Genomic DNA, 21,554 nt, shown 5'->3' on the forward strand with positions numbered 1-21,554 from the left:
CCCGACTTGTCGGGCCGCTTGCCATGCTTTCTACCATCCTACAACTTCCTGAATGAATCAAACGACTACGCTCGCTGACTCGATCGGTCAACTTAACGGCCCCATCGTCATTTTCGGGGCCAGCGGCTTTATAGGCGCCAACCTGTTCGAACAACTGTTCCGCGTTCGCAAGGACGTTTTCGCGCTCACGCACGACGCTACCAAAGCCTGGCGGCTTAAGCTGCTCGACGTACCCGCCGAAAACATTATTCACTGCGATATTCTGTCTGATACGTCGATCAAGGATGTGTTCGGCAAAATTCATCCCCGGACGGTATTTAACCTGGCCGCCTATGGCGCTTACAGTAAGCAGAAAAACGTTGGGCTGACCTACGAGACCAACGTGCTCGGCACGGTCAATATCCTGGAAAACTGCACCGAGAGCATGGTGTATATCCACGCGGGTAGTAGTTCGGAATATGGTTTCAACTGCACGGCGCCCAAAGAAACCGACCCCGTTGAGCCCAACAGCCATTACGCCGTCTCGAAAGTGTCGGCGGCTTATACCCTTGAATATTACGCCCGGCTGCGTGGGCTGAATACGCTCAACCTGCGGCTGTATTCCATCTACGGCGGCTGGGAAGAACCCGACCGGCTGATTCCCCGGCTGGTGGAAGAAGCCCGTCAGCACAGCCTGCCCCCGCTGGTTTCGCCCGATATCAGCCGCGATTTTGTGTACGTCGACGATTGCGTTGGGGCGTTTGTGCAGGCCGCGCTGCGCGTCAACCCCGCGATTCGGGGGCGGTCATACAACATTGCAACGGGCCAGAAAACGACCATGCGCGAACTGGTCGAAGCGGCCCGGCAAGCGTTCGGCGTTACGAAGGAGCCGGTTTGGGGCAGCATGGGCAACCGCGCCTGGGACCTCGCCGACTGGTACGGCGACCCGGCAGCGGCCGAAGCCGATCTGGGCTGGAAAGCCACCACGTCGCTGAGCGATGGCCTGCGGCAAACCGCCAACTGGCAAACATCGCACCAGTATACCGAGCGCGTCATTCCCGCGTTCCAGACGCCCACGCTCAACCCCGTCATCTCGCCCATCATCGCCTGTTACAAGGATGCGCAGGCCATTCCGTACATGTACGAGCGGCTGGTGAAAACCTTCAACGAGATGAAGGTGCGGTACGAAATCATCTTCGTCAATGACAACTCGCCCGACAATACCGACGAGGTGCTGAACGAAATCTGCGCCAAAGACCCCAACGTAATCGCCATCAAGCACTCGCGCAACTTCGGCTCGCAGTCGGCTTTTTTGAGCGGCATGGAAATTTCGACCGGCGACGCTGTGGTGCTGATGGACGGCGACTTGCAGGACCCGCCCGAAATCATTCCGAAGTTCTACGAAAAGTGGCAGCAGGGTTTCGACGTCACCTACGGCGTACGCGTACAGCGGGAAATGGCTCCGCACGTCCACTTCTTTTACAAGCAGTTTTACCGCCTGTTCCGCAAAACGGCGTACATCAACATCCCGGTCGACGCGGGCGATTTTTCGATGATCGATCGGAAGGTAGTGCGCGAACTGGTGAACCTGCCCGAAACTGAACAGTTTCTGCGGGGGCTGCGGGCCTGGGTTGGTTTCCGGCAAACCGGCGTCGACTACGTCCGGCCCGAGCGAATGTTCGGCGTCTCGACCAACAACTGGACGAAGAACATCTGGTGGGCGAAAAAAGCCATTTTCTCGTTCAGCTTCGCCCCGCTCGAACTGATGACCTATAGCGGTTTTGTGCTAACTGGGTTGTCGTTCATAGCCGCCTTAGCGCAGATCATCGGTCGCATTCTAAACCCCGACATTCCGCACGGCATACCCACGATCATCGTACTTACCTTGTTTTTTGGTGGAATCAACCTGCTTGGCCTCTCCTTCCTGGGCGAGTACATCAGCAAGATCTTCGAGGAAACGAAGAAACGTCCCAAATTCATTCGAACGATGGTACGGAAAGGGAGACAGGTGTATACAACATCGGCAGAAATCAATACATTGGTGCAGCAAAGAAGCAACAAATGATCTCTTGTTTGCACAACCGTAATGTCCACCACAGAACGCTTCAGACCACCCTCCCATGTTGCCCCCGACGGCTTAAAAAGTAAAGCACTCTTTTTCCTGCGTCGGGTACTTGACTTTCAGTTCAACACAATTTTTTCTACGCTACAGCGCGCCATGCCGCAGTACAGCGGAACCGTCATTGATATCGGCTGTGGAAACTGTCCGTTTGAACACCTGGTCGACACTAACAAGGCGCGATACATTGGTATCGACGTCGCTGATGCACAGAAATGGGACTATACCAATAGCAAAATCGTGACTTATGACGGAAAAAATATTCCCTTTGCCGCTGCATCCGTCGATCATCTGATCTGCACGGAGGTACTGGAACATGTACCAGAACCGCACGACCTGATTGCCGACATGTATCGGGTACTGAAGCCTGGCGGCACGGGTATTATTACCATACCCTGGTCGGCTCGTTTCCATTACAAGCCATATGATTACCACCGGTACACGCCATCTACGCTGGAAGCGTTATTTAACCAGTTCGCCAGTGTTCGCGTTCAGAATCGGGGAACCGACATCAATGCCATCGTTAACAAAAGCATTGTACTGTATTTCGGTAACGTGTCGACCCTGACCGAGTCAGTGCTCTGGCTTCCAGTCAAGGTGTTATTACTACTTGTGTTTGCTCCCGTAATTGGGTTACTGGTACTCTGGGGTCATTTAGCCCTCGCCTTTGGCTGGGGATCATCAGACGACCCGCTGGGCTACACGATATGGCTTCAGAAGTGAGCTAGTATTCTATCGTAGTGCTAGTCAATATCAACTAACAGCATCGCGCTATGCGTAATGAATTTGCAGCCGCCATTGAACGAATCGGGCGGGAAGATGAAAAAATCGTATTCCTGACCGGCGACCTGGGGTATAATGCCCTCGAAAGCGTTGCCAGCGCGTTGGGTCCCCGCTTCATCAACGCGGGTGTGGCCGAACAGAACATGGTCGGGATGGCAGCCGGACTGGCGTATCGGGGCTACAAGGTGTTTTGCTACAGCATTGCGCCCTTTGCCGTGTATCGTTGTCTGGAGCAGTTTCGCAACGATGCCTGCCTGCACAACATGCCCGTCTTCATCGTCGGTAACGGCGGAGGCTACGGCTATGGCATCATGGGCAGCACCCACCACGCCATCGAAGACCTGGCCTGCCTGAGCGGCTTGCAGAACGTGAAAACGTACATTCCTGCGTTTGCCGACGAAGTGCCGTCGATGCTCGATCAGATCGTGGCCGAAGCCGGACCGGCTTACCTACGGCTGGGCGTTGGCCCGAAGACGCCCGATGGAGCCGAGATCAGCGGCACGTTCAAACACGTCGTACACAGCACCGAGTCGAAAGGCACCATCGTTTCGCTGGGACCCGTGACGGCCAACGTCATGACGGCTTTGCAGGATAAATCGCTGGCGGGACAGTTCGACGTGTTTACGGCTATGAACCTGCCTCTCGATCTGCCCGCCGAGCTGGCTGGCCAATGGGCGGGCAAGCCGATGCTGGTGGTTGAAGAGCACATCGCCATCGGTGGGTTGGGGCAGCAGCTTTCGGCGCAGCTCCTGAGCAACGGCAACGCGCCCAGCCGGTTTGTGAGCCTGACGGCGCAGGGCTACCCCAGCGGCCGCTACGGCGACCAGAAATACCACCAGCAACAGTCCGGCCTCGACCCCGCCAACATTGCCCAGCAACTAAACGCCCTGACGAACTAAAGCGGGGCATGCGTAAATCGATTGAGACGTATTATTCCCGGCTATGGGCGTGGCTTCTGCTGGCCCTGCCGGTGCTGGCGTTCGCCCTGCTTTGGCACCGCTATGCGGTCAGCGTGCCGAAATGGGACGACCATGCCCTGCGTCATTTTCTCTACCTCGCCGATCAGGCACCGACCCTGGCCGACAAACTGCATCAGTTCGTCAAGCAGCATAACGAACACCGGATCGTGTATGACCGGATCGTGGCCTGGCTCGACTATCAGCTGACGGGCAAGCTAAATTTCCGGCATCTGATGGTCGTGGGTAACCTCAGTTTGCTGGGGCTGCTGCTGGTGTTCATCCGGGTGCTGCGCCGGGCCGGCCGGCCGCTGTTGTACGCGGTACCGGTGGCGTGGCTGCTGTTCAACCTGTCGCAGTGGGAGAATATGTACTGGGGCATGGCTGCGGTGCAGAACTTCTCCATCCTGCTCTGGATCGTGGGCATGGTTTATTCTCTGAGCTACACCAACCGCCTGCTGCTGGCGCTTACGCTGGCGGGGCTGGCAACGCTCACCAGCGGCAACGGGCTGCTGGCCTGGCCCATCGGTGCGCTGATTCTATTTCTGCGGCTGGCCCAACCCTACAGCACCCGTCGCCCGCTGACGATCTGGCTGATTACCAGCGCCGTCGCGATTGGCTGTTACTTTATAGGCTTTGCAAAGCCGGGCGATATTGCCTACGTACAGGCGGGTGTCGGCCAACTGCTCGGCGGCTGGTTTGCCTTCATGGGTGCCGCTGCCGAAGTTATTCCCGTTTCGCCCCCGCTGCGGCTTTGCACCGTGCTGGGCGGCATTATGGTCGTGTCGGTGCTGGGCGTGATCGGCTGGAGCGGATTCGGGCATCGACTGGCCATCGGGCGTAGTTTTCGCTGGCTATTCGTTTCACCGAAGAAGCGGGACACCCCGGCAGGAGCCGTGCTACCACCCAGCCTGCTGTTTTTCTGGGGAACGGGCCTGTTTCTGCTAATCACCGGTCTTGTGGTGGCCCGCGCCAGAGTTGGGTTCGGGGCCGATTTGCTGATTACCAGCCGCTACAAACCGTATTCGCTGACGTTGCTGGCCCTGCTGTACACCTACGCGGTGGTCTGGCTGAGCGGTCGGCCGGGGCAGTGGGTTATGCGGCTGGGCATCGTTGGCGGGGTGCTGTTCGGCTGGCTGTCGTACCTGTCGTTTCTCGACGAAACCATCTGGTGGCGGCACTGGCTGGTGACCAATCAGTTCAACTGGCGCTACTCGACAAACCAGCCCATCGAACAGGCTGACGCCGTTACGAAGCAATACATCAACCCGGCACCGGCTTTTTACACCGCCGGTTTATCCGTACTTTTCGGGCCGGTTTCGGGTGAAACGGTCCCGGTGCAGGTCGACTCATCGTCGGCGGGGTACCGGGTTACGAATCAGTCGCTGCTGGCAGACCCCTCGCGTGGGCCCGATGCAGGTGCGTATGTTGTGGCCCGTTCCACGAAGCGCACGTACCTGTTTCCGGTCTGGCAGGCAATAGGTACGCTGCCCTCGGCGCGGTTCTTGCCGGGACGCTTGTTCAGGCCGGGCTTCCACGCTGATATTACCCGATACGAACTGGACAAAGGGCAGTACGAGCTGTATATCCTGCGGGCAACGCCCGACCAGCCGTACCGGCTCTACCCAACCAATACAACGCTTACGGCGGCCGGACCACCACCCGATACGTCGATTAAAAACTGGTAATGACAGCACAACAAACCACCACCCGCCCCGTATTGAACCACCTTCGTCAGCTCGACGGTATCCGGTTTGTGGCCGTGGGGCTGGTGCTGTTCGATCACTGGATGGCCGGGCGGGTCGAACTGCCGCTGGGGGCGCTGGGTGTAACGATCTTCTTCGTGCTCAGTGGCTTTCTGATTACGCGCATCCTGCTGTCGAGCAAAGACAAGCTGAGTCGGCAGCCAAACGGTGGCCTGGGTAAGTACCTGAGCGTCTTTTACATTCGCCGGACGCTGCGCATTTTTCCGGTCTATTACCTGACGCTCATCGTTCTGTTTCTGATTAACGAGCCCCCCGTTCGCCGGACGTTTGCGTGGCTGGCCCTCTACGCGACGAACCTGTACATGGCCTACCACACCAGCTGGATGGGCACCGTCGATCACCTGTGGTCGCTGGCGGTTGAGGAGCAGGTATACCTGTTTTTCCCACTACTGCTGTTTTTCGTGCCGCGCCGGTGGGTACCGCTCACGGCTGGGCTGATGATCGTCGGGGCCGTGGCCATGCGGTATTACCTGTACGCCAACCGATACCCGTGGTTTATCGGCTACGTAACCATGCCTGCCTGTCTGGATTCGTTTGGGCTGGGGGCCATTATGGCGTACTGGTGGCTGTATCAGCGCGACCGCTTCACGGCCGTTTTCAGCAGTACGATCTGGATATGGGTCAGCATTGCGCTGCTGGTTGTCGTGGCCGTTTCGACCAAACTGCTACCCGCTATCCCCGACGTAACGGGCCTGCCGGGTCATCATAACGTCATGTCTGACGTGTGGGAGCGGCTGGTTTCGTCGCTGATTGGTTTTTTCCTGATTGGCCATGCCGTTATCGGCTTCGGTGGCTTGATGAAGTGGCTGCTGGAAAACCCGGTTAGTCAGTATATGGGCCGCATCAGTTATGGGCTGTACCTCTACCACAATTTTGTGTTCAACGTCTACCACACGCAACCGACGCATTTCACGGTCCGGGCCTGGCGACGCATCACCGACGTACTGCCCTTTCTGAATAGCTCGTACGTATTCTCGTTCTGTTTTTATCTGGCTCTCACCATCGTAATTGCCACGCTCTCGTGGTATCTGATCGAAAAGCCGATCAACAATCTCAAAGACCGGTACACCGTTTAACGCCCCCAACCCGCCGGTAACCTACCGTATAATAACGTGCCCGGTCGCCGGCCTGTGTGGTGTCCCCGAAACTGACTGGTACACGCTGATAGCCACGTTCTTTGGCAAACTAATTGCGCGTATAGATTATAACTATATTTTGTGTCGAAAAAATATAGTTATACCCTGTAAATGGATACGCCGTTAGCCAATCACATACAGTTCCATACCAGGCTGGTCGACTGTTTACGGTGGCTGATTCTGTATTCGCTGCTTTTACTAACAGGTACTGCCACTGCACAGACCGCTACCCGGCGCTTTACCTACCTGACCACCGATCAGGGACTATCCCAGAACAACGTTACCAGTATCGTCCGCGACCGGCAGGGTTTTATGTGGTTCGGCACCCGCGACGGCCTGAACAAATACGATGGGTACAACTGCATCGTTTATCGGCACGACCCAAAAAATCCGACCAGTATTGGCCACAACTACGTACAAACACTGTTTATCGACCGGCAGGGGCGGCTCTGGATCGGCACCGACGAAGGTGGGCTGAGTTTATTCGATGCCCGCACGGAGCGGTTCACCAATTACCAGCGTATCGCCGGTGACCGTAACAGCTTCGCCAGCAACCAGATTCTGTCTGTCGTACAGGATAAAGAAGGTTACCTGTGGGTAGGCACCGGGCGGGGCGGATTCAGCCGTTTTCACCACGACAGGCACACCTTCACTACGTACACCTACAATGCTGCCGACTCAACCAGCCTCAGCGACCCGACCGTACATTCCCTCTGCTTCGACCGAAGCGGCATATTATGGATCGGTACCCCTAAAGGACTCGATCGTTTTGAGCCAGCTACCGGCCGGTTTACTCATTACCGACACAATCAGGCCGATCCGTCGTCGCTCAGCGCCGATAATGTCAATGTGGTTTATCTGGACAGTCGGGGACAGTTGTGGGTCGGCACCGAAGGGGGCGGGCTCGATCGCGTCGAATCCGGGCAGAAGGGCTTCGTTCATTACCGAAAAGCGGCTGGCACGACCCGACAACTCAGCCATCTGGACGTTATTTCCCTGACCGAAGATCAGCAACATAACCTGTGGATCGGCACGCGCAATGGCGGTATCACGGTTCGATCGCCCAACGACACCTTTTCCTACTTTCCGTACGACGAGAACCAACCGGGCGGACTTAACAACGGCTCGATCTACAGCATGTATCAGGACCCCACCGGGCTGATGTGGATTGGTACGTATTCCGGTGGCGTCAATCGGCTGATAACGGATCGGCCCAAGTTTGTCCTGTACCGCAATAACCCCAATAAACTCGATCAGCTGAGTAACAACAACGTACTGAGCATCCTGGAAGACAAAGCCGGAAACGTGTGGATCGGCACTGATGGTGGCGGCATCAATTTACTGGCGAAAGGGGCAACGGCGTTCAAATCGTACCAGCACCAGAACACACCGCAGAGCGTCGGCAGCAACTACGTACTCGCCATTGCTGAAGATTCAAAAGGGCGCATCTGGACCGGCAACTACAAGGGTGGCCTGAGCCGGTACGACCCGGTCACCAACCGCTTCGTTACCGACCCTGCACTGGCGCAGCTCAGCGTCAGTTCCATTCTGGAAACGCCCGACGGCACGCTTTGGCTGGGTACGTTCGACAACCTCCTCATCGGCTATGACCCAGAAACGAAGACGGCAACCCGAATTCCGTTTGAGGCTGCGATTATCACGGATCTGGACAGGTTTAACAACGGTCAGTTCTGGGTCACCACGGAAACGTATGGTCTGTATGCGTTTACGCCGGGCAAGGGCATTACGGCTCACTACCTCAACAGCAAGCGGAACCCGCACAGTCTGAGCAGTAACATGATCAACGTGCTGTTCCAGGATTCGAAAAAACGGATCTGGATCGGTACGAGTAGTGGCCTCAATCTGTTCGATGTGGCTCACCAGTCGTTTATGTCATACGGGATAAAGGACGGCCTGCCGAACGAAGTTATTCAAAGCATTCAGGAAGACAAACAGGGCAATCTGTGGATGAGCACCAATAAAGGACTGAGCATCTTCAACCCGCAGACAAAGTCGGTTCGTAATTTCGACCGGAGCGACGGCCTGCAAAGCTCATCGTTCAACAGGCGTTCATCCGCCCAGACTGCCAGAGGACAATTATTTTTCGGCGGTCTTCGGGGTATGAACAGCTTTTACCCCGACAGTATTCGGTACAATCGATTCGTACCGCCCGTTTACAACACCAGCCTACAGATTTTTAATAAGCCCGTCGACGTCCGGGATACCAACTCGGTACTGCAAGAAGCCATCACCCAGACGCACGATCTCACCCTCTCCTACCAGCAGTCTGTCCTGACGTTTGGTTACTCGGCCCTCAACTACATGCAGTCGGCCAAGAATCAGTACGCCTACAAGCTGGAAGGTTTTAACGCCGATTGGGTGCAGGCCGGTACCGAACGCACGGCCACCTATACCAACCTGAATCCGGGCGACTACGTGTTTCGGGTCAGAGCGTCTAATAATGACGGCGTCTGGAACAACCGGGGTACGTTTATCAACCTGCACATCATTCCCCCCTACTGGCAAACGTGGTGGTTTCGATCACTGGTGCTGATCGGGTTGCTACTGTTGCTGTACGGCATCTACCGGCTGCGCATTCGGTCGATTAGGCGGCAGCAGGTTGCGCTCCGGCAGCAGGTTGACGAACGGACGCGGGAAGTGACCAGTCAGCAGCAGGTACTGGTCGAGCAGGCGGACCGGCTGACGCTCCTCAACGACCAGCTTCAGCAGCAGGCCCGGCAGGAACAGCAGGCCCGGCAGGAAGCCGACCAGGCCAACCAGGCGAAAAGCGAATTTCTGGCGACCATGAGCCACGAAATCCGTACGCCCATGAACGGGGTAATCGGCATGACGGCTTTACTGTCCGACACAGCTCTCTCCGAGGAGCAACGCGATTATACCGACACGATCCGGAATTGCAGCGAAAGCCTGATGGGCATCATCAACGATATTCTGGATTTCTCCAAGATCGAATCGGGGCACATGGAACTGGCCGTGCACGAAGTCGATCTGCGGGCCTGTATCGAGGATGTGCTGGATGTATGCGCCAGTAAAACCAGTCAGCCTTACCTGAATCTGCTGTACCACATCGATCCGGAAGTACCGCTTTACCTGCTGGGCGATGGATTGCGGCTGCGCCAGGTGCTGATGAATCTGGTTGGCAATGCGGTTAAGTTTACGCAGCAGGGCGAGGTGATCGTCGGGGTGAAACTGGCGGAACAAACGGCCGGTCAGCCCCGGCAACTGGCTTTTTCCGTGCGCGACACCGGCATCGGTATCCCGGACAGTAAGCTCGACCGGCTGTTTCGGGCTTTTTCACAGGTCGATTCGTCGCATACCCGTCAGTACGGCGGTACGGGGCTGGGGCTGGTGATCAGCCAGCGTCTGGTTGAGCTGATGGGCGGCCGTATCGATATGCAGAGCGAAGTGGGCAAAGGCACCACCTTTTCCTTCACCATTACCTATCAGCCAAGTCAGCTGGTCCACCCGCCCGCTGAACCGCTTACCCTGCCAGCCGACCTGTCAGTGCTGTATGTCGACGATAGTGCAACCAGCCGGCTCATGGCTAAAGCCTGTTTTGACAGCCACAAGATAGTGAACCACGTAGCCGATTCTGCCCGGCAGGCGCTCGACATCCTGGCTGCCGGCCACTCGTTTTCTCTGCTGGTAATTGACCGGCACATGCCTAACATGGATGGTATCGAACTGGCCCGGCAGATCCGGACGCAATACGGCAGCATACCAACCCTGTTGCTCACGGCGAAAGGCGACGATCGATCCCAGATCCCGGTCGACCAGTTTGCGGCTATTCTGGCCCGACCCGTACGCAGACAGTTGCTGGAACAGTCGCTGCTGAAACTGCTTGAGATGCCGAGGACAGTTGTAGCCCCACAGCCTGTCCCGGCGATATTTACCGCCGATTTCGCGACCGATTGCCCTCTACGGATTCTGATCGCGGAGGATAACCCCATTAACGAAAAAATGCTGGTTAAGGCACTGGGTAAACTTGGTTACTCGGTTGGGGTGGCTCGCACAGGTCGGGAAGCGCTGGACTCGTCGCCCGAAAACTACGACCTGATTCTGATGGATATGCAGATGCCGGAGATGGACGGGCTGGAGGCAACGCGGCTGATTCGCCAGCAATCCATCCGGCAACCGTGGATCGTGGCCCTGACGGCCAACGCACTCCAGGAAAACCAGCAGCAGTGTTTCGATGCCGGTATGGACGCCTTCCTGACCAAGCCCCCCCGCTTCGAGGAGTTAAAAACTATCCTGCGGCAAGCCTGCTCGGCCATGACCGCAAAACCCTGAATCTGCACTCGGAAAGCCCCCTCTGCTCCGGTACAGCTTTCCCCGACAACCTCTGAATGTCATCGCGTGACAGACAGTGACCCCGTTACTTTCCACGCATAAACAGGAGGTAAACTTTTGGCGTAACGGCGAGTTAAAAGGGCGAGTGTCAACAACGAAACTCGTAACTAATCAACGTATGAAAATCACTGCCATAGCAGTTGCTCTCCTTATCGGAGCCGCTGTAGGCGCACAGGCGCAAACCACCAATTCGACTCCCAATACAACGCAAACCCGTACGGGCGCGGGCGTAGACGCCAACGGCACATCGGGCATGGGTAGCGGTACCACGACCGATTCGCGGGCCACCCGCGCTTACCCGGCAAACGGATCGAGTAATTCAACGATGAAGTCAGGCTCGATGAACCGACGTCAGTCGACGGCACCATCGCCGGAGCGTACGGGAGCCGGGGTCGACCCACAGGGCACATCGGGTATGGGCAGCGGTACCACGACCGACTCGCGCGCTACCCGTGCCTACCCGGCCGGCAGCACTTCATCCGGTTCTATGTCGACACAGAGTAGCAAAAAAACGACGACCAAGACGAAGAAGAGCGAGAATTGAGTTAGTAGTTCGTGGTTAGTGGTTCGTAGTTATTCCCATTCCGAAGTCGTTGGTGCATGGCAACAACCACGAACTACTAACTACAAACCTCAAACTATAAACTTCTCCTGATTCCCAGTTCAATACCCCGGAGTTCGGCCAGGCCGCGCAGGCGACCGATGGCGGAATAACCGGGGTATGTTGTTTTGGTCAGATCGTCCATCATCTGATGACCGTGGTCGGGGCGCATTGGAATCGCCGTGACGGATTCGCCCGCCTGTTCGCGACGTTGCTCTTCTAGCACCAGCGCCCGCACCACCGCATACATATCCACGTCGCCCGTCAGGTGATCGGCTTCGTGGAATGTCAGCGCACCGGGCAGATCGACGGGTTCGCGCTTTGTGGAGCGGAGGTGAATAAAGTGAATGCGCGATCCGAACCGTTCGGCCATACCGGGCAGATCATTATCAGCCCGTACCCCCAGCGACCCCGTACAAAACGTCAGCCCATTAGCCGATACGTCGCAGGCGGCAAACAGCTGGGCAATATCGGCTTCGGTACTGACCACGCGGGGCAAACCCAGCAGCGGCATCGGCGGATCGTCGGGGTGAATACACAGCCGCACGCCCAGTTCCTGCGCCAGCGGGGCCACTTCCCGAATGAAATAGTACAGGTTTTCGCGTAGCTGCGTGTCGCCGATGGCCTTATACTCGTCGAGCCGGGCCTGAAACGAATCAAACGAAAAGGCTTCGCCCGAACCGGGCAGTCCCAGCAGTACCGTATTGGCCAGCGCCGTGATAGCCTCGTCGGACATGGTAGCGTGCTGTTGCCGGGCGGCTTCAACGACAGCCGGGTCATAGTCCGCTACCGCACCGGGTCGCCGGAGAATGAACAGGTCGAACACGGCAAAATCTTCCCAGACAAACCGCAGGCCCCGCGACCCGTCGGGCATCTCGAACGACAGATTCGTGCGCGACCAGTCGAGCACGGGCATGAAATTATAACAGACCGTTTTGATGCCGCACTGTGCCAGATTTCGCAGCGACGCCCGGTAGGTGGCGATGTATTGATCGCGTTCGGGCAGGGCTTTCTTGATGGCTTCGTGAACCGGCAGGCTTTCCACCACCGACCAGTGAAGCGGGCAATAGCGGTCGTTGTCGGTTTCGATCAGGGCAATTCGCTCCTGAATAGCCTCGACCGACCATTCATCGCCGACCGGAATCTGGTGTAAAGCTGTAACCACGCCCGTACAGCCAGCCTGCCGGAGGGTCATCAGCGGAACCGGATCGGCGGGGCCAAACCAGCGCATCGTATGTTGCATAGAATCAATAGCTGGATTAATCTACCAGCATAAGTTTTGGGTAAATGGGTGCCGGTTCTAGCTCGGCAGACTTGTCTTTTTCGCGTGGCGGAACACAAACAGATACAGCATGACCCAGGCGACCAGATAAGCCACACCGGCAATATAGAATAGCTGATTGTACCCTTCCGACAACTGCCCGGCCAGTTTGTACTTGTCCAGTACCTTGCCAACCAGCAGTGGAAACATTGCTCCGCCGAGTGTACCGGCCATCGTGCCCAGCCCGACAACCCGGCTCAGCACCTGCTTGGGAAACTGATCGGCCGCGACGGTGAATATGTTAGCCGACCATGCCTGATGGGCTGCCACGGCCAGGGACAGAATAGCGATAACCGGCCACATACTCCCCATCTTACTAATGGCTATTACCGGCACGACGCAGACCGCAAACAGCAGCATGGCGTACTGCCGGGCACGAGTCGGGTTCCAGCCTCTCGCGATCAGCCGCGACGACAGCGCCCCACCGCTGACACTGCCAAACGTGGCTACCAGATAAATCAGGATGAGAGGAAGGCCCAGCTTCTTCAGATCGAGGTGGTATACGTCGGACAGATAAGACGGAAGCCAGAACAGGAAAAACCACCAGATGGGGTCGGTCAGCAGTTTACCCGCCATAAAGCCCCAGATCGCCCGGTTGCGGAAAATACTACCCCAACCTGTCGCGGAAGCGTCGGCAACCAGATCGGTAGCCGCAGCGTCGCCAGCCATCGCCGGTTCATCGGCAATGTGCGCCAGTTCGGCCGCGTTGACGCGTGGATGTTTCGTGGGCACGTCGTACATCAGCCACCACGCCACGATCCAGACAAAGCCGATAGCCCCGGTTGCGATGAAAGCGGCCTGCCAGCCTGCCGCCAGCGCAATAGCAGGTACGACCGCCGGAGCCACAACCGCCCCTACGTTGGCCCCGGAGTTAAAAATACCAACGGCCAATGCCCGTTCTTTTTTGGGAAACCATTCAGCCACCGTCTTGATTGACGCGGGAAAATTACCCGCTTCGCCAAGACCAAGCAACGCCCGCGCGACCATGAATCCCGCCGTACTGCCCGCCAGCGCGTGGGCCATAGCCGCCAGACTCCAGACCAGGATGGAGCCGATATAGCCAAGCTTCGTCCCGATCCGGTCAATGATATGCCCCACCAGCAACGTGCTAGTCCCGTAAGCCAACGTAAACGCTATGACGATATCCCCGTAGTCGGATTCCGTCCAGCCGAATTCCTTCGCCAGCAACGGTTTCAGCAGACTAATCACCTGCCGGTCGAGGTAGTTGACCGTGGTAGCCACAAACAGCAGTGCAACGATCGTCCAGCGATACTTACTCATGGGGTGAGTAGTCGTCGGGTTCAACGAAACGGGTGGAGACGACATATCGGCGGGGCGCATAAAAAAACGGGCGTTGGTTCGGAGTGTGTACTACCCAAACACAACGCCCGTCTGTAGCTACTGCTTTACTGGCGAAACTTATACGCTATATGTAACCCCCAAACCTACGCTTGGGCGACAAAACTGTAGCCTGGACGTCCACGTCCGGGTGGACGCGATAGCGGCCGAAAAGCTCCCGCCTTATGTAGTTGCCCTGACGGGCACCCGGACCTGGAGGTCCAGGCTACATCGACTCCAGACTACACGTTGCTCAGGTTACGCTTCCTGCGCCTGATGCAGAAACGGATAATCGGTGTAGCCCTTGGGACCGCTACCGTAGAAGGTGCTGGGGTCTGGCTCGTTGAGCGGAGCATTGGCCGCAAACCGCTCGACAAGGTCGGGGTTGGCGATGAACAGCTTACCAAATGCAACCAGATCGGCGTACCCGGCTTCGATAACTTCGTTGCCGCTCTCCTTCGTATACGCGCTGTTGGTCATCAGCGTACCGGAGTACATGGGCCGGAAGTGCTTCGCGATGTGTTTGATGGCAAACGGCACGTTATCGACTGGCGTAAACGGCTCCGACAGGTGGATATAAGCCAGCCCGTAATCGTTTAGTTTCTGCACAATGTATTCAAACGTTGGGCGGGTCTGCTCGTCGATTTCCATGCCGAACAGGCCGTGCGAATCGGGGTTCATCCGTACACCAACGCGCTCAAAATCGACTACGGCACCGATCGCGTCGAGCACTTCGAATAGAATCCGGGCGCGGTTTTCGATCGATCCGCCGTATTCGTCGGTACGCTGATTCGATGAACCGACGAAGAACTGATGCAGCAGATACCCGTTCGACGCGTGCACTTCCACACCGTCGAAACCGGCGGCAATGGCGTTGGCAGCGGCTTTCTGGTAATCCTGTACAGTTTGCTTAATGTCTTCGACCGTCAGGGCGCGGGGCGTTACGGTATCGACCGACCCGCTGCTGATTCTGATTTTTACGTTCGGGTTAATCGCCGACGGAGCCACCGGCAGATCGCCACCGTGAAACTCCGGGTGCGACAGCCGCCCTTCGTGCCAAAGCTGGCAATAGATATGGCCACCGGCTTCGTGCACAGCATCGGTCACTTTTTTCCAGGCGTCGACCTGCGCATCGGTGAAGATACCGGGGGTGTTATGTACGCCCACGCCCTGCGGGTTGACCTGCGTTCCTTCGCTGATAATCAGGCCCGCCGAACTCCGCTGCCGGTAGTATTCGGCATGTAATTCAGTGGGTACGTTCTCCGGATTGTCGGCGCGGGTGCGCGTCAGGGGGGCCATCACGACCCGGCTTGTCAGTGTAATCGGGCCTAGTTGATACGGCTCCAGTAAGGCTTGCTTTTCCATTGTTGTACGCATAGCTACCGCGTAGTACCTATCGTTATGTACGGTAGTATATGATGTAGTAACACGAACAGCCCCGGAATTGTCTCCATCCGGGTCTATGAATGCGCGTCTATTTCCATCACACATCGCTAACGGCCTGTCTCAAAGGTGATTGACGTGTAATAAAATCCACCTACCGCCGGGCCACCGATAAACGTGTAGTAGTACTGATTGAGCAGATTCGTTCCGCCCAGCTTAAACGAAAGGCCCGCTTTTGGCAGGCGGTAATTGACCTGCGCATCGACATTGTGAATAGCCGGTACCAGCCCCGTCGCCAGCGCCGACTGCCACAAAAACTCGCTTTGGTATTTGTAGCTGACCGTGGCCCCCACCCCGTTCCACAGGTTCGCGTTCGACAGACTGACGTTCGTGATCCATTTGGGCGTGTTGAAGGCTTCTTCCAGTCCATCGCTGTTCGAGGTACGGTCGAGCCGGGCCAGCGACGCGTTTCCCGCCACCGACCACGCCCCGCCGATGCTGTAGCGTAGACCCAGGCTGGCTCCGTAGTTATAAACCGTCGTCTGGGCGTTGGTCCAGAGCCGGTAGCGCCCCTGCGTCGTGCGGTTGTTGAGGTAGTACGGAATCGAGTCGGCGTTATTGCCCAGCGGCACGTAGGCTTCGACCTGCGCGATGAAGTTGCGGTAGATGGTGTAGTACGCGTCAGCATCGATATACAGCCGCTTTTTCAGCACCAGCCCCCGGTAACCCAGTTCGAAACTGTTGACCTGCTCCGGTTTTATATAGGTGTACGGGTTGGCTTTCAGCAGCCCTTTGTTTTTCTCGATGGCCTGCGCCGTAGTCAGCTTGTTGGTGTTGACGTCGGTATTGATTGCCGTCTGGAATGCATCGATCGACGAACGCAGGTACGACTTTTCGAAGATACCTTCCGACATAATCCGTAGCCCGCCAACGCGCTTCACTCCGCCCGAATTAACGTTGGAAAACGCTTCAAACAGCGACGGGAAGCGGTAGCCGTTCTGGTACGAGATCCGCACCGTCTGCTCGGGACTGATCGAGTACACGGCCGCTACGCGCGGATTAAGTCGGGGATCGAAATAGGTGTTTTTGTCGATCCGCAGCGACGCGACCAGCTTCAGCCGGTCCTCGACAAACGAACGGGTCGCCTGCACAAACGCGCCCATCTTACCGTAGATCAGGTTTTCGCCCGGATTGGTGGGATTGATGAAGTAATTGCCGTCGGGGTAAACGACGTACCGCCGGAAATCGAAACCGGCCAGCAGATCGATACCCGTCCGCTGCCGGAACTGCCGCAGGGCCACCTTTGTCGGCTCGTACTGCCCCTCGGCGTGGTACATCCACGATTTTACCTGCAAAGCCGCGCCCACGTCCCAGTTGTTGATCGACCGCAGCCGCTCAATTTCAGCGTCGAACGTAGCCGTGTGCGGTACCGGCCGACCCGCGTCGGCGAAGGTGCGGGCGTCGCGCAGGGCGTCGGGTACCGACCGGTCGGCGCGGGTGCTGGTGTTGAACTGGGTCGTGAAATCCGCAAACCATTTATCGTCGGTTTTGTACGCTTTCTCGATGTTCTCGGCCATCGACCGCAGGTTGTACGAGTTACCTGTATTTTCGCTGGTGCGGTACGCCCGAATCTGTACCGAAGGCGAACTTAGCGTCAGGCTGTGCTGATCGATTCGGTAGTTGCTGAGCCGGAAGCGGTTGGTGCGCTGATAGACGTTGTCGAGCGTTGCACCCTGATACGTGTAAGCAATTTCGGTGGTTGGCGTCAGGCGGTAGTGTACGGAGATGTCGCCCCGCAGGTTACGCAGCCGGTAGTCGGTCACGTCGGCTTCGTAATACCCCGTCCGGGCCACGCTGTAGCGTTTGCCGCCCAGCGTCAGCGTCCGCCGGTTGGCCGATTCGTTGCCGTACGAACTGACGGGATCCTGCGCCGGGTTGTCGGCCCCCAACAGGCCGAGCGACACGTTACCGTTGGGGTTCAGATCCATCGTATTGTTGGCAATCCAGTCGTAGCCACGCTGATACACCAGATTCACTTTGAACGCCAGCCGCTGTTTGATGACGTGGGCGTACCGCAGACTGGTTTCGGAATACACCTGCGCCGACTGCTGACTGTCGCCCACGTGGTTAATGCCCGTTTTCTGGCCAATACTCAGTCCCGGCGACTCAAACGGGTTACGGGTAATCAGGTTGGCCAGTCCATTCAGCGCGTTCATCCCGTACAGGGCTGACGCCACGCCCGGCACCACTTCCACCCGCTGAATATCGAGGTCTGACGGGGCCAACGCACTGGCAATGGGTGCACCGATGTGCGGTGCCTGATTGTCGCGCCCGTCGACGAGCTGCGTAAACCGAACGTTGGTCGTGTTCGCAAAACCCCGCGTGTTGTACACTTTAAACCCCAGACTCGACGTCAGAATCTGCACCCCTTTCAGGTTTTCAATCGCGTCGAAATACGACGGCTGGGCCGACTGTCGAATCTGCCGGGCGTTGAGCGTCTCGATACTAACGGCCGATTTCAGCACCTGCTCCGGCACCCGCGACGCCGACACGACAATCTCGGTAAGCTGCACGGAACGTAGCGAATCGGCTTTCGACTGCGGGATGGTATCAGCCGGAACAACGAGAGTGGGTAACAGACTGGATGCGTACAGGAAAAGGTGAGTCATCGGCTAGCGTTATTTCCCGACAAAAATAACGAACCGTTATTTCCGAAAAAATAGAACGCTAGTTAACGGGATTGCCCTCACCCCAACCCCTCTCCCAAAACGGGAGAGGGGCTAACTCCATTTACTCACCGGCTAACCGTACGGAACGGAGGAGATGTTGATTCTAAATGTTTGTCGTTAAGTAACCTGATTACTTGGTTGTCAAGGCATCCTTGCCACGAATACATGTCAGATCACTGCTAAAAAAGCCCCTCTCCCGTTTGGGAGAGGGGTTGGGGTGAGGGTGTTAAGGCAACCGACCCATCTCCTGCGCTATAAACTCCTCAAAACGGGTCTGTAACCCCTGGAAATACGTGATGTACTTTATGCCTTCTTCCGTTACGACAGCCCCTCCGCCTTTTTCGCCACCGGTCTGCGTGCTGATGAGGGGTGAATCAGCCTGCGCGTTCATCGACTGCACCAGTTCCCACGCCCGCTTGTACGACATATTCATCGCTTTGGCCGCCTGATTGATCGAGCCGGTTTGCTGGATATGGGTCAGTAATTCGAGTCGACCAATGCCGAAGAAGCGGTCCTGACTTTCCAGCCAGATACGTCCTTTGATCTGTATTTGCATGTCCGTGGCAGTTAAGCGATGCCGCGTAAAGTTAACCGGTTACACGGCACCGCTCGAATAAGGGCTGAAATGGGCGCAAATGGGTATCCCACTAAATAAGCAAAGTACATTATCGACCGGGTACGCCTAACATTTGCCTATATTTGTCCTGTTTTACGCTTTGTAAGTCAAGTACCCTACGTGCGTTGTGGCTCGCTGCCCAACCGGCGTACAGGTGGACTGGCAAACGGCCCACCCACTCATTGAATCACACAAATACGCTGCATGAGCCTCCTGCTGTCAATTGTAATGCCAGCTTACAACGAAGAAGAAGTTATTGAAGTCGTTGTCAAGCAATGGACAGATTTGTTAGCCCGCCAGTTTCCCACCGACGATACGCGCCTGATCGTTGTCAACGATGGTTCCCGCGATAAAACCGGGGCTATCCTCGACGAAATAAAACCCCGCTATCCTAAACTGATGGTTGTTCATCAGCCAAATGGTGGCCACGGCAACGCCGTTGTTAATGGGTATCGGCAGGCGGTAGTCCTCGATTCGGAATACGTTTTCCAGACCGACAGCGACGATCAGTTCATCACCGATGACTTTACAAAGCTCTGGGCCGTACGCGACAAGTCGCCGTTTATTCTGGGCTACCGCGAGGAACGCTACGATGCGTTTGCCCGGCTGGTTATCACCCGAATTCTGCGCCTGAGCATTGCCGCCATTTACGGAACGTATATTATGGATAGTAATATCCCGTTTCGACTTATCCGGGGTAGTTTCCTGAAAAAACTCCTCGCGCAACTGCCGACGCCAACGCCTTTCGCGCCCAACATTTTCCTGGCCGTAATGGCGAAGAAAGCCGGTTTCAACACGTTCGACATTCCCATTACCCACAAGGAGCGCCTGACAGGTACTGTGTCGATTCTGAAATGGAAGCTGCTCAAAGTATGTATTCAAAGCTTTCGGGAACTGGCCCGGTTTCGGCTGGACCTGAGCAGTAAAGTGAAAGCTCTGCGCAAACCCGAAGCTGTTGCCGCCTAAACCCCCGGCTTTTACAGCCGGTTTATTTACTAATCCAGACAAGACAATCAACGTTTGCATTCATGAAGTACAAGTATGTTATCATAGGCTCCGGCCCAACGGGACTGGGTGCAGCGCACCGGCTTAAGGAACTCGGCATCACAGACTTTATCGTGCTGGAGAAAGAGGACCGCATCGGTGGCCTGTCGAAGAGTTTCGTTGATGAAAAAGGGTTTACCTGGGACGTAGGCGGCCACGTTCAGTTTTCCCACTACAAGTACTTTGATGATCTGATGGTAGCGGCCCTCGGTGAGGATGGCTGGCTCAGCCATCAGCGCGAATCGTGGGTATGGATCGAGAATCGGTTTGTGCCCTATCCGTTCCAGAACAACATCAAATACCTGTCTCCCGAGACAATGTGGAAGTGCCTCGAAGGTATCATCCACAACTACAAGCACCCGACGACGGTAAAACCCGCCAACTTCCGCGAGTGGATTCTGGCGACGTTCGGACCTGGTCTGGCCGAAACGTTTATGTTCCCGTACAACTTCAAGGTGTGGGCCTACCCTACCGAGGAAATGAACGCTGTTTGGGTAGGTGAGCGCGTCGCTGTAACCGACCTAAGCCGGGTAACGAAAAATATCATCTTCAATAACGACGATTTCTCGTGGGGCCCCAATAGCACGTTCAAATTCCCCAAGCATGGCGGAACGGGCGGTATCTGGGAAGCCGTGGGTAACCTCATCGGTCGCGAATACATCAAACTCAACGCTACCGTCGAGAAAGTAATCGGCCCCGAAAAGAAGATTATCCTCGCCGGTGGCGAAGAGATCGAGTACGAGTACCTGATGAGTACTGTACCGCTCGACCTGTTTGTGCACAAAGTAGAGGGGCTGGACGCTGATACTGTACAAACGGCGCAGGGGCTGAAACACTCGTCGACCAACGTGGTGGGTATCGGTCTGAAAGGCAAGCCGAAACCGAGCCTGGAAACGATGTGCTGGATGTACTTCCCCGAATATAACAGTCCGTATTACCGCGTAACGGTATTCTCGAACTACAGCCCCAACAACGTACCAGACATCACGCAGAACTGGTCGCTGATGACCGAAACAAGCGAATCGTCGGCCAAGCCGGTGAACCGCGAAACGCTCATTGCCGACACGATTCGTGCCCTCATCGAAGATCAGCTCATCGAATCGGCTGACGACGTCGTATCGACGTTCCACATGGCCTTCGACTATGGCTACCCAACGCCGTCGGTTGAGCGCGATGGTATTCTGAAAGCCGTACTGCCGAAGCTGGAGCCGTTCGGCATCTACTCGCGCGGTCGGTTCGGGGCCTGGAAATACGAGGTTAGCAACCAGGATCACTCACTGATGCAGGGTGTGGAATGGGCCAACCGCGTCGCTGCGGGCGTTCCCGAACTAACACTCCCCTTCCCTGACACCGCCAACGCGATGTGGGGTAAGTAAGCGTTACCAGTTTAATGTTTAAAGTCCAGGGTTTAA

14 protein-coding genes are annotated in these 21,554 nt (G+C 56.5%); 9 read left to right on the forward strand and 5 right to left on the reverse strand.

Annotated features, from left to right (window positions below):
- Positions 1 to 52 precede the first annotated feature (52 nt).
- The 7 genes from HH216_RS23140 (at position 53) to HH216_RS23170 (ending at position 11,654) form a co-directional block, all read left to right on the forward strand.
- The gene (locus HH216_RS23140; RefSeq protein WP_169553013.1) at positions 53 to 2,044 is read left to right on the forward strand and encodes an NAD-dependent epimerase/dehydratase family protein; all 1,992 of its coding nucleotides are present in this window, start codon (positions 53 to 55) and stop codon (positions 2,042 to 2,044) included.
- A gap of 21 nt (positions 2,045 to 2,065) precedes the next feature.
- Positions 2,066 to 2,821 (forward strand): class I SAM-dependent methyltransferase, encoded by a 756-nt coding sequence (locus HH216_RS23145; protein ID WP_169553014.1) that lies wholly within the window; start codon positions 2,066 to 2,068, stop codon positions 2,819 to 2,821.
- Between the two features lie 50 nt (positions 2,822 to 2,871).
- Complete coding sequence (locus HH216_RS23150; protein ID WP_169553015.1) at positions 2,872 to 3,780, forward strand: transketolase family protein; 909 nt, start codon at positions 2,872 to 2,874, stop codon at positions 3,778 to 3,780.
- 8 nt (positions 3,781 to 3,788) lie between these two features.
- Positions 3,789 to 5,525 (forward strand): hypothetical protein, encoded by a 1,737-nt coding sequence (locus HH216_RS23155; RefSeq protein ID WP_169553016.1) that lies wholly within the window; start codon positions 3,789 to 3,791, stop codon positions 5,523 to 5,525.
- A complete protein-coding gene (locus HH216_RS23160) occupies positions 5,525 to 6,679 on the forward strand; it encodes an acyltransferase family protein (protein WP_169553017.1) in 1,155 nt (384 codons plus the stop codon). Before HH216_RS23155 ends, HH216_RS23160 begins: the two co-directional genes overlap by 1 nt.
- A 171-nt stretch (positions 6,680 to 6,850) precedes the next feature.
- A complete protein-coding gene (locus HH216_RS23165) occupies positions 6,851 to 11,050 on the forward strand; it encodes a hybrid sensor histidine kinase/response regulator (protein ID WP_169553018.1) in 4,200 nt (1,399 codons plus the stop codon).
- Between the two features lie 178 nt (positions 11,051 to 11,228).
- Entirely contained in the window at positions 11,229 to 11,654 is a 426-nt protein-coding gene (locus HH216_RS23170) for a hypothetical protein (protein WP_169553019.1), read from the forward strand.
- A 94-nt stretch (positions 11,655 to 11,748) separates the two neighbouring features.
- Here the strand turns inward: HH216_RS23170 and uxuA are convergent, their stop codons facing one another.
- The 5 genes from uxuA to HH216_RS23195 form a co-directional block, all read right to left on the reverse strand.
- Positions 11,749 to 12,954 (reverse strand): mannonate dehydratase, encoded by a 1,206-nt coding sequence (gene uxuA, locus HH216_RS23175; RefSeq protein WP_254448577.1) that lies wholly within the window; start codon positions 12,952 to 12,954, stop codon positions 11,749 to 11,751.
- 57 nt (positions 12,955 to 13,011) lie between these two features.
- Complete coding sequence (locus tag HH216_RS23180) at positions 13,012 to 14,373, reverse strand: MFS transporter (RefSeq protein WP_408641754.1); 1,362 nt, start codon at positions 14,371 to 14,373, stop codon at positions 13,012 to 13,014.
- Positions 14,374 to 14,628: 255 nt separating this feature from the next.
- On the reverse strand, positions 14,629 to 15,735 hold the full coding sequence (locus HH216_RS23185) for an alkene reductase (RefSeq protein ID WP_169553020.1): 1,107 nt from the start codon (positions 15,733 to 15,735) through the stop codon (positions 14,629 to 14,631).
- 128 nt (positions 15,736 to 15,863) lie between these two features.
- A complete protein-coding gene (locus HH216_RS23190; RefSeq protein ID WP_169553021.1) occupies positions 15,864 to 18,422 on the reverse strand; it encodes a TonB-dependent receptor in 2,559 nt (852 codons plus the stop codon).
- A 286-nt stretch (positions 18,423 to 18,708) separates the two neighbouring features.
- Positions 18,709 to 19,038: a winged helix-turn-helix domain-containing protein gene (locus HH216_RS23195; protein WP_169553022.1), complete on the reverse strand. Its 330-nt coding sequence runs from the start codon at positions 19,036 to 19,038 to the stop codon at positions 18,709 to 18,711.
- A gap of 264 nt (positions 19,039 to 19,302) precedes the next feature.
- Between HH216_RS23195 and HH216_RS23200 the strand changes: the two genes are divergently transcribed.
- Both HH216_RS23200 and HH216_RS23205 read left to right on the forward strand, forming a co-directional pair.
- Positions 19,303 to 20,064, forward strand: coding sequence for a glycosyltransferase family 2 protein (locus HH216_RS23200; RefSeq protein ID WP_169553023.1), 762 nt, complete (start codon positions 19,303 to 19,305; stop codon positions 20,062 to 20,064).
- Between the two features lie 62 nt (positions 20,065 to 20,126).
- Positions 20,127 to 21,518 carry a protoporphyrinogen/coproporphyrinogen oxidase gene (locus HH216_RS23205; protein ID WP_169553024.1) on the forward strand — a complete coding sequence of 464 codons (1,392 nt, stop codon included), beginning with the start codon at positions 20,127 to 20,129 and terminating at the stop codon, positions 21,516 to 21,518.
- Positions 21,519 to 21,554 lie beyond the last annotated feature (36 nt).

This window comes from Spirosoma rhododendri (assembly GCF_012849055.1).
GTDB lineage: Bacteria > Bacteroidota > Bacteroidia > Cytophagales > Spirosomataceae > Spirosoma > Spirosoma rhododendri.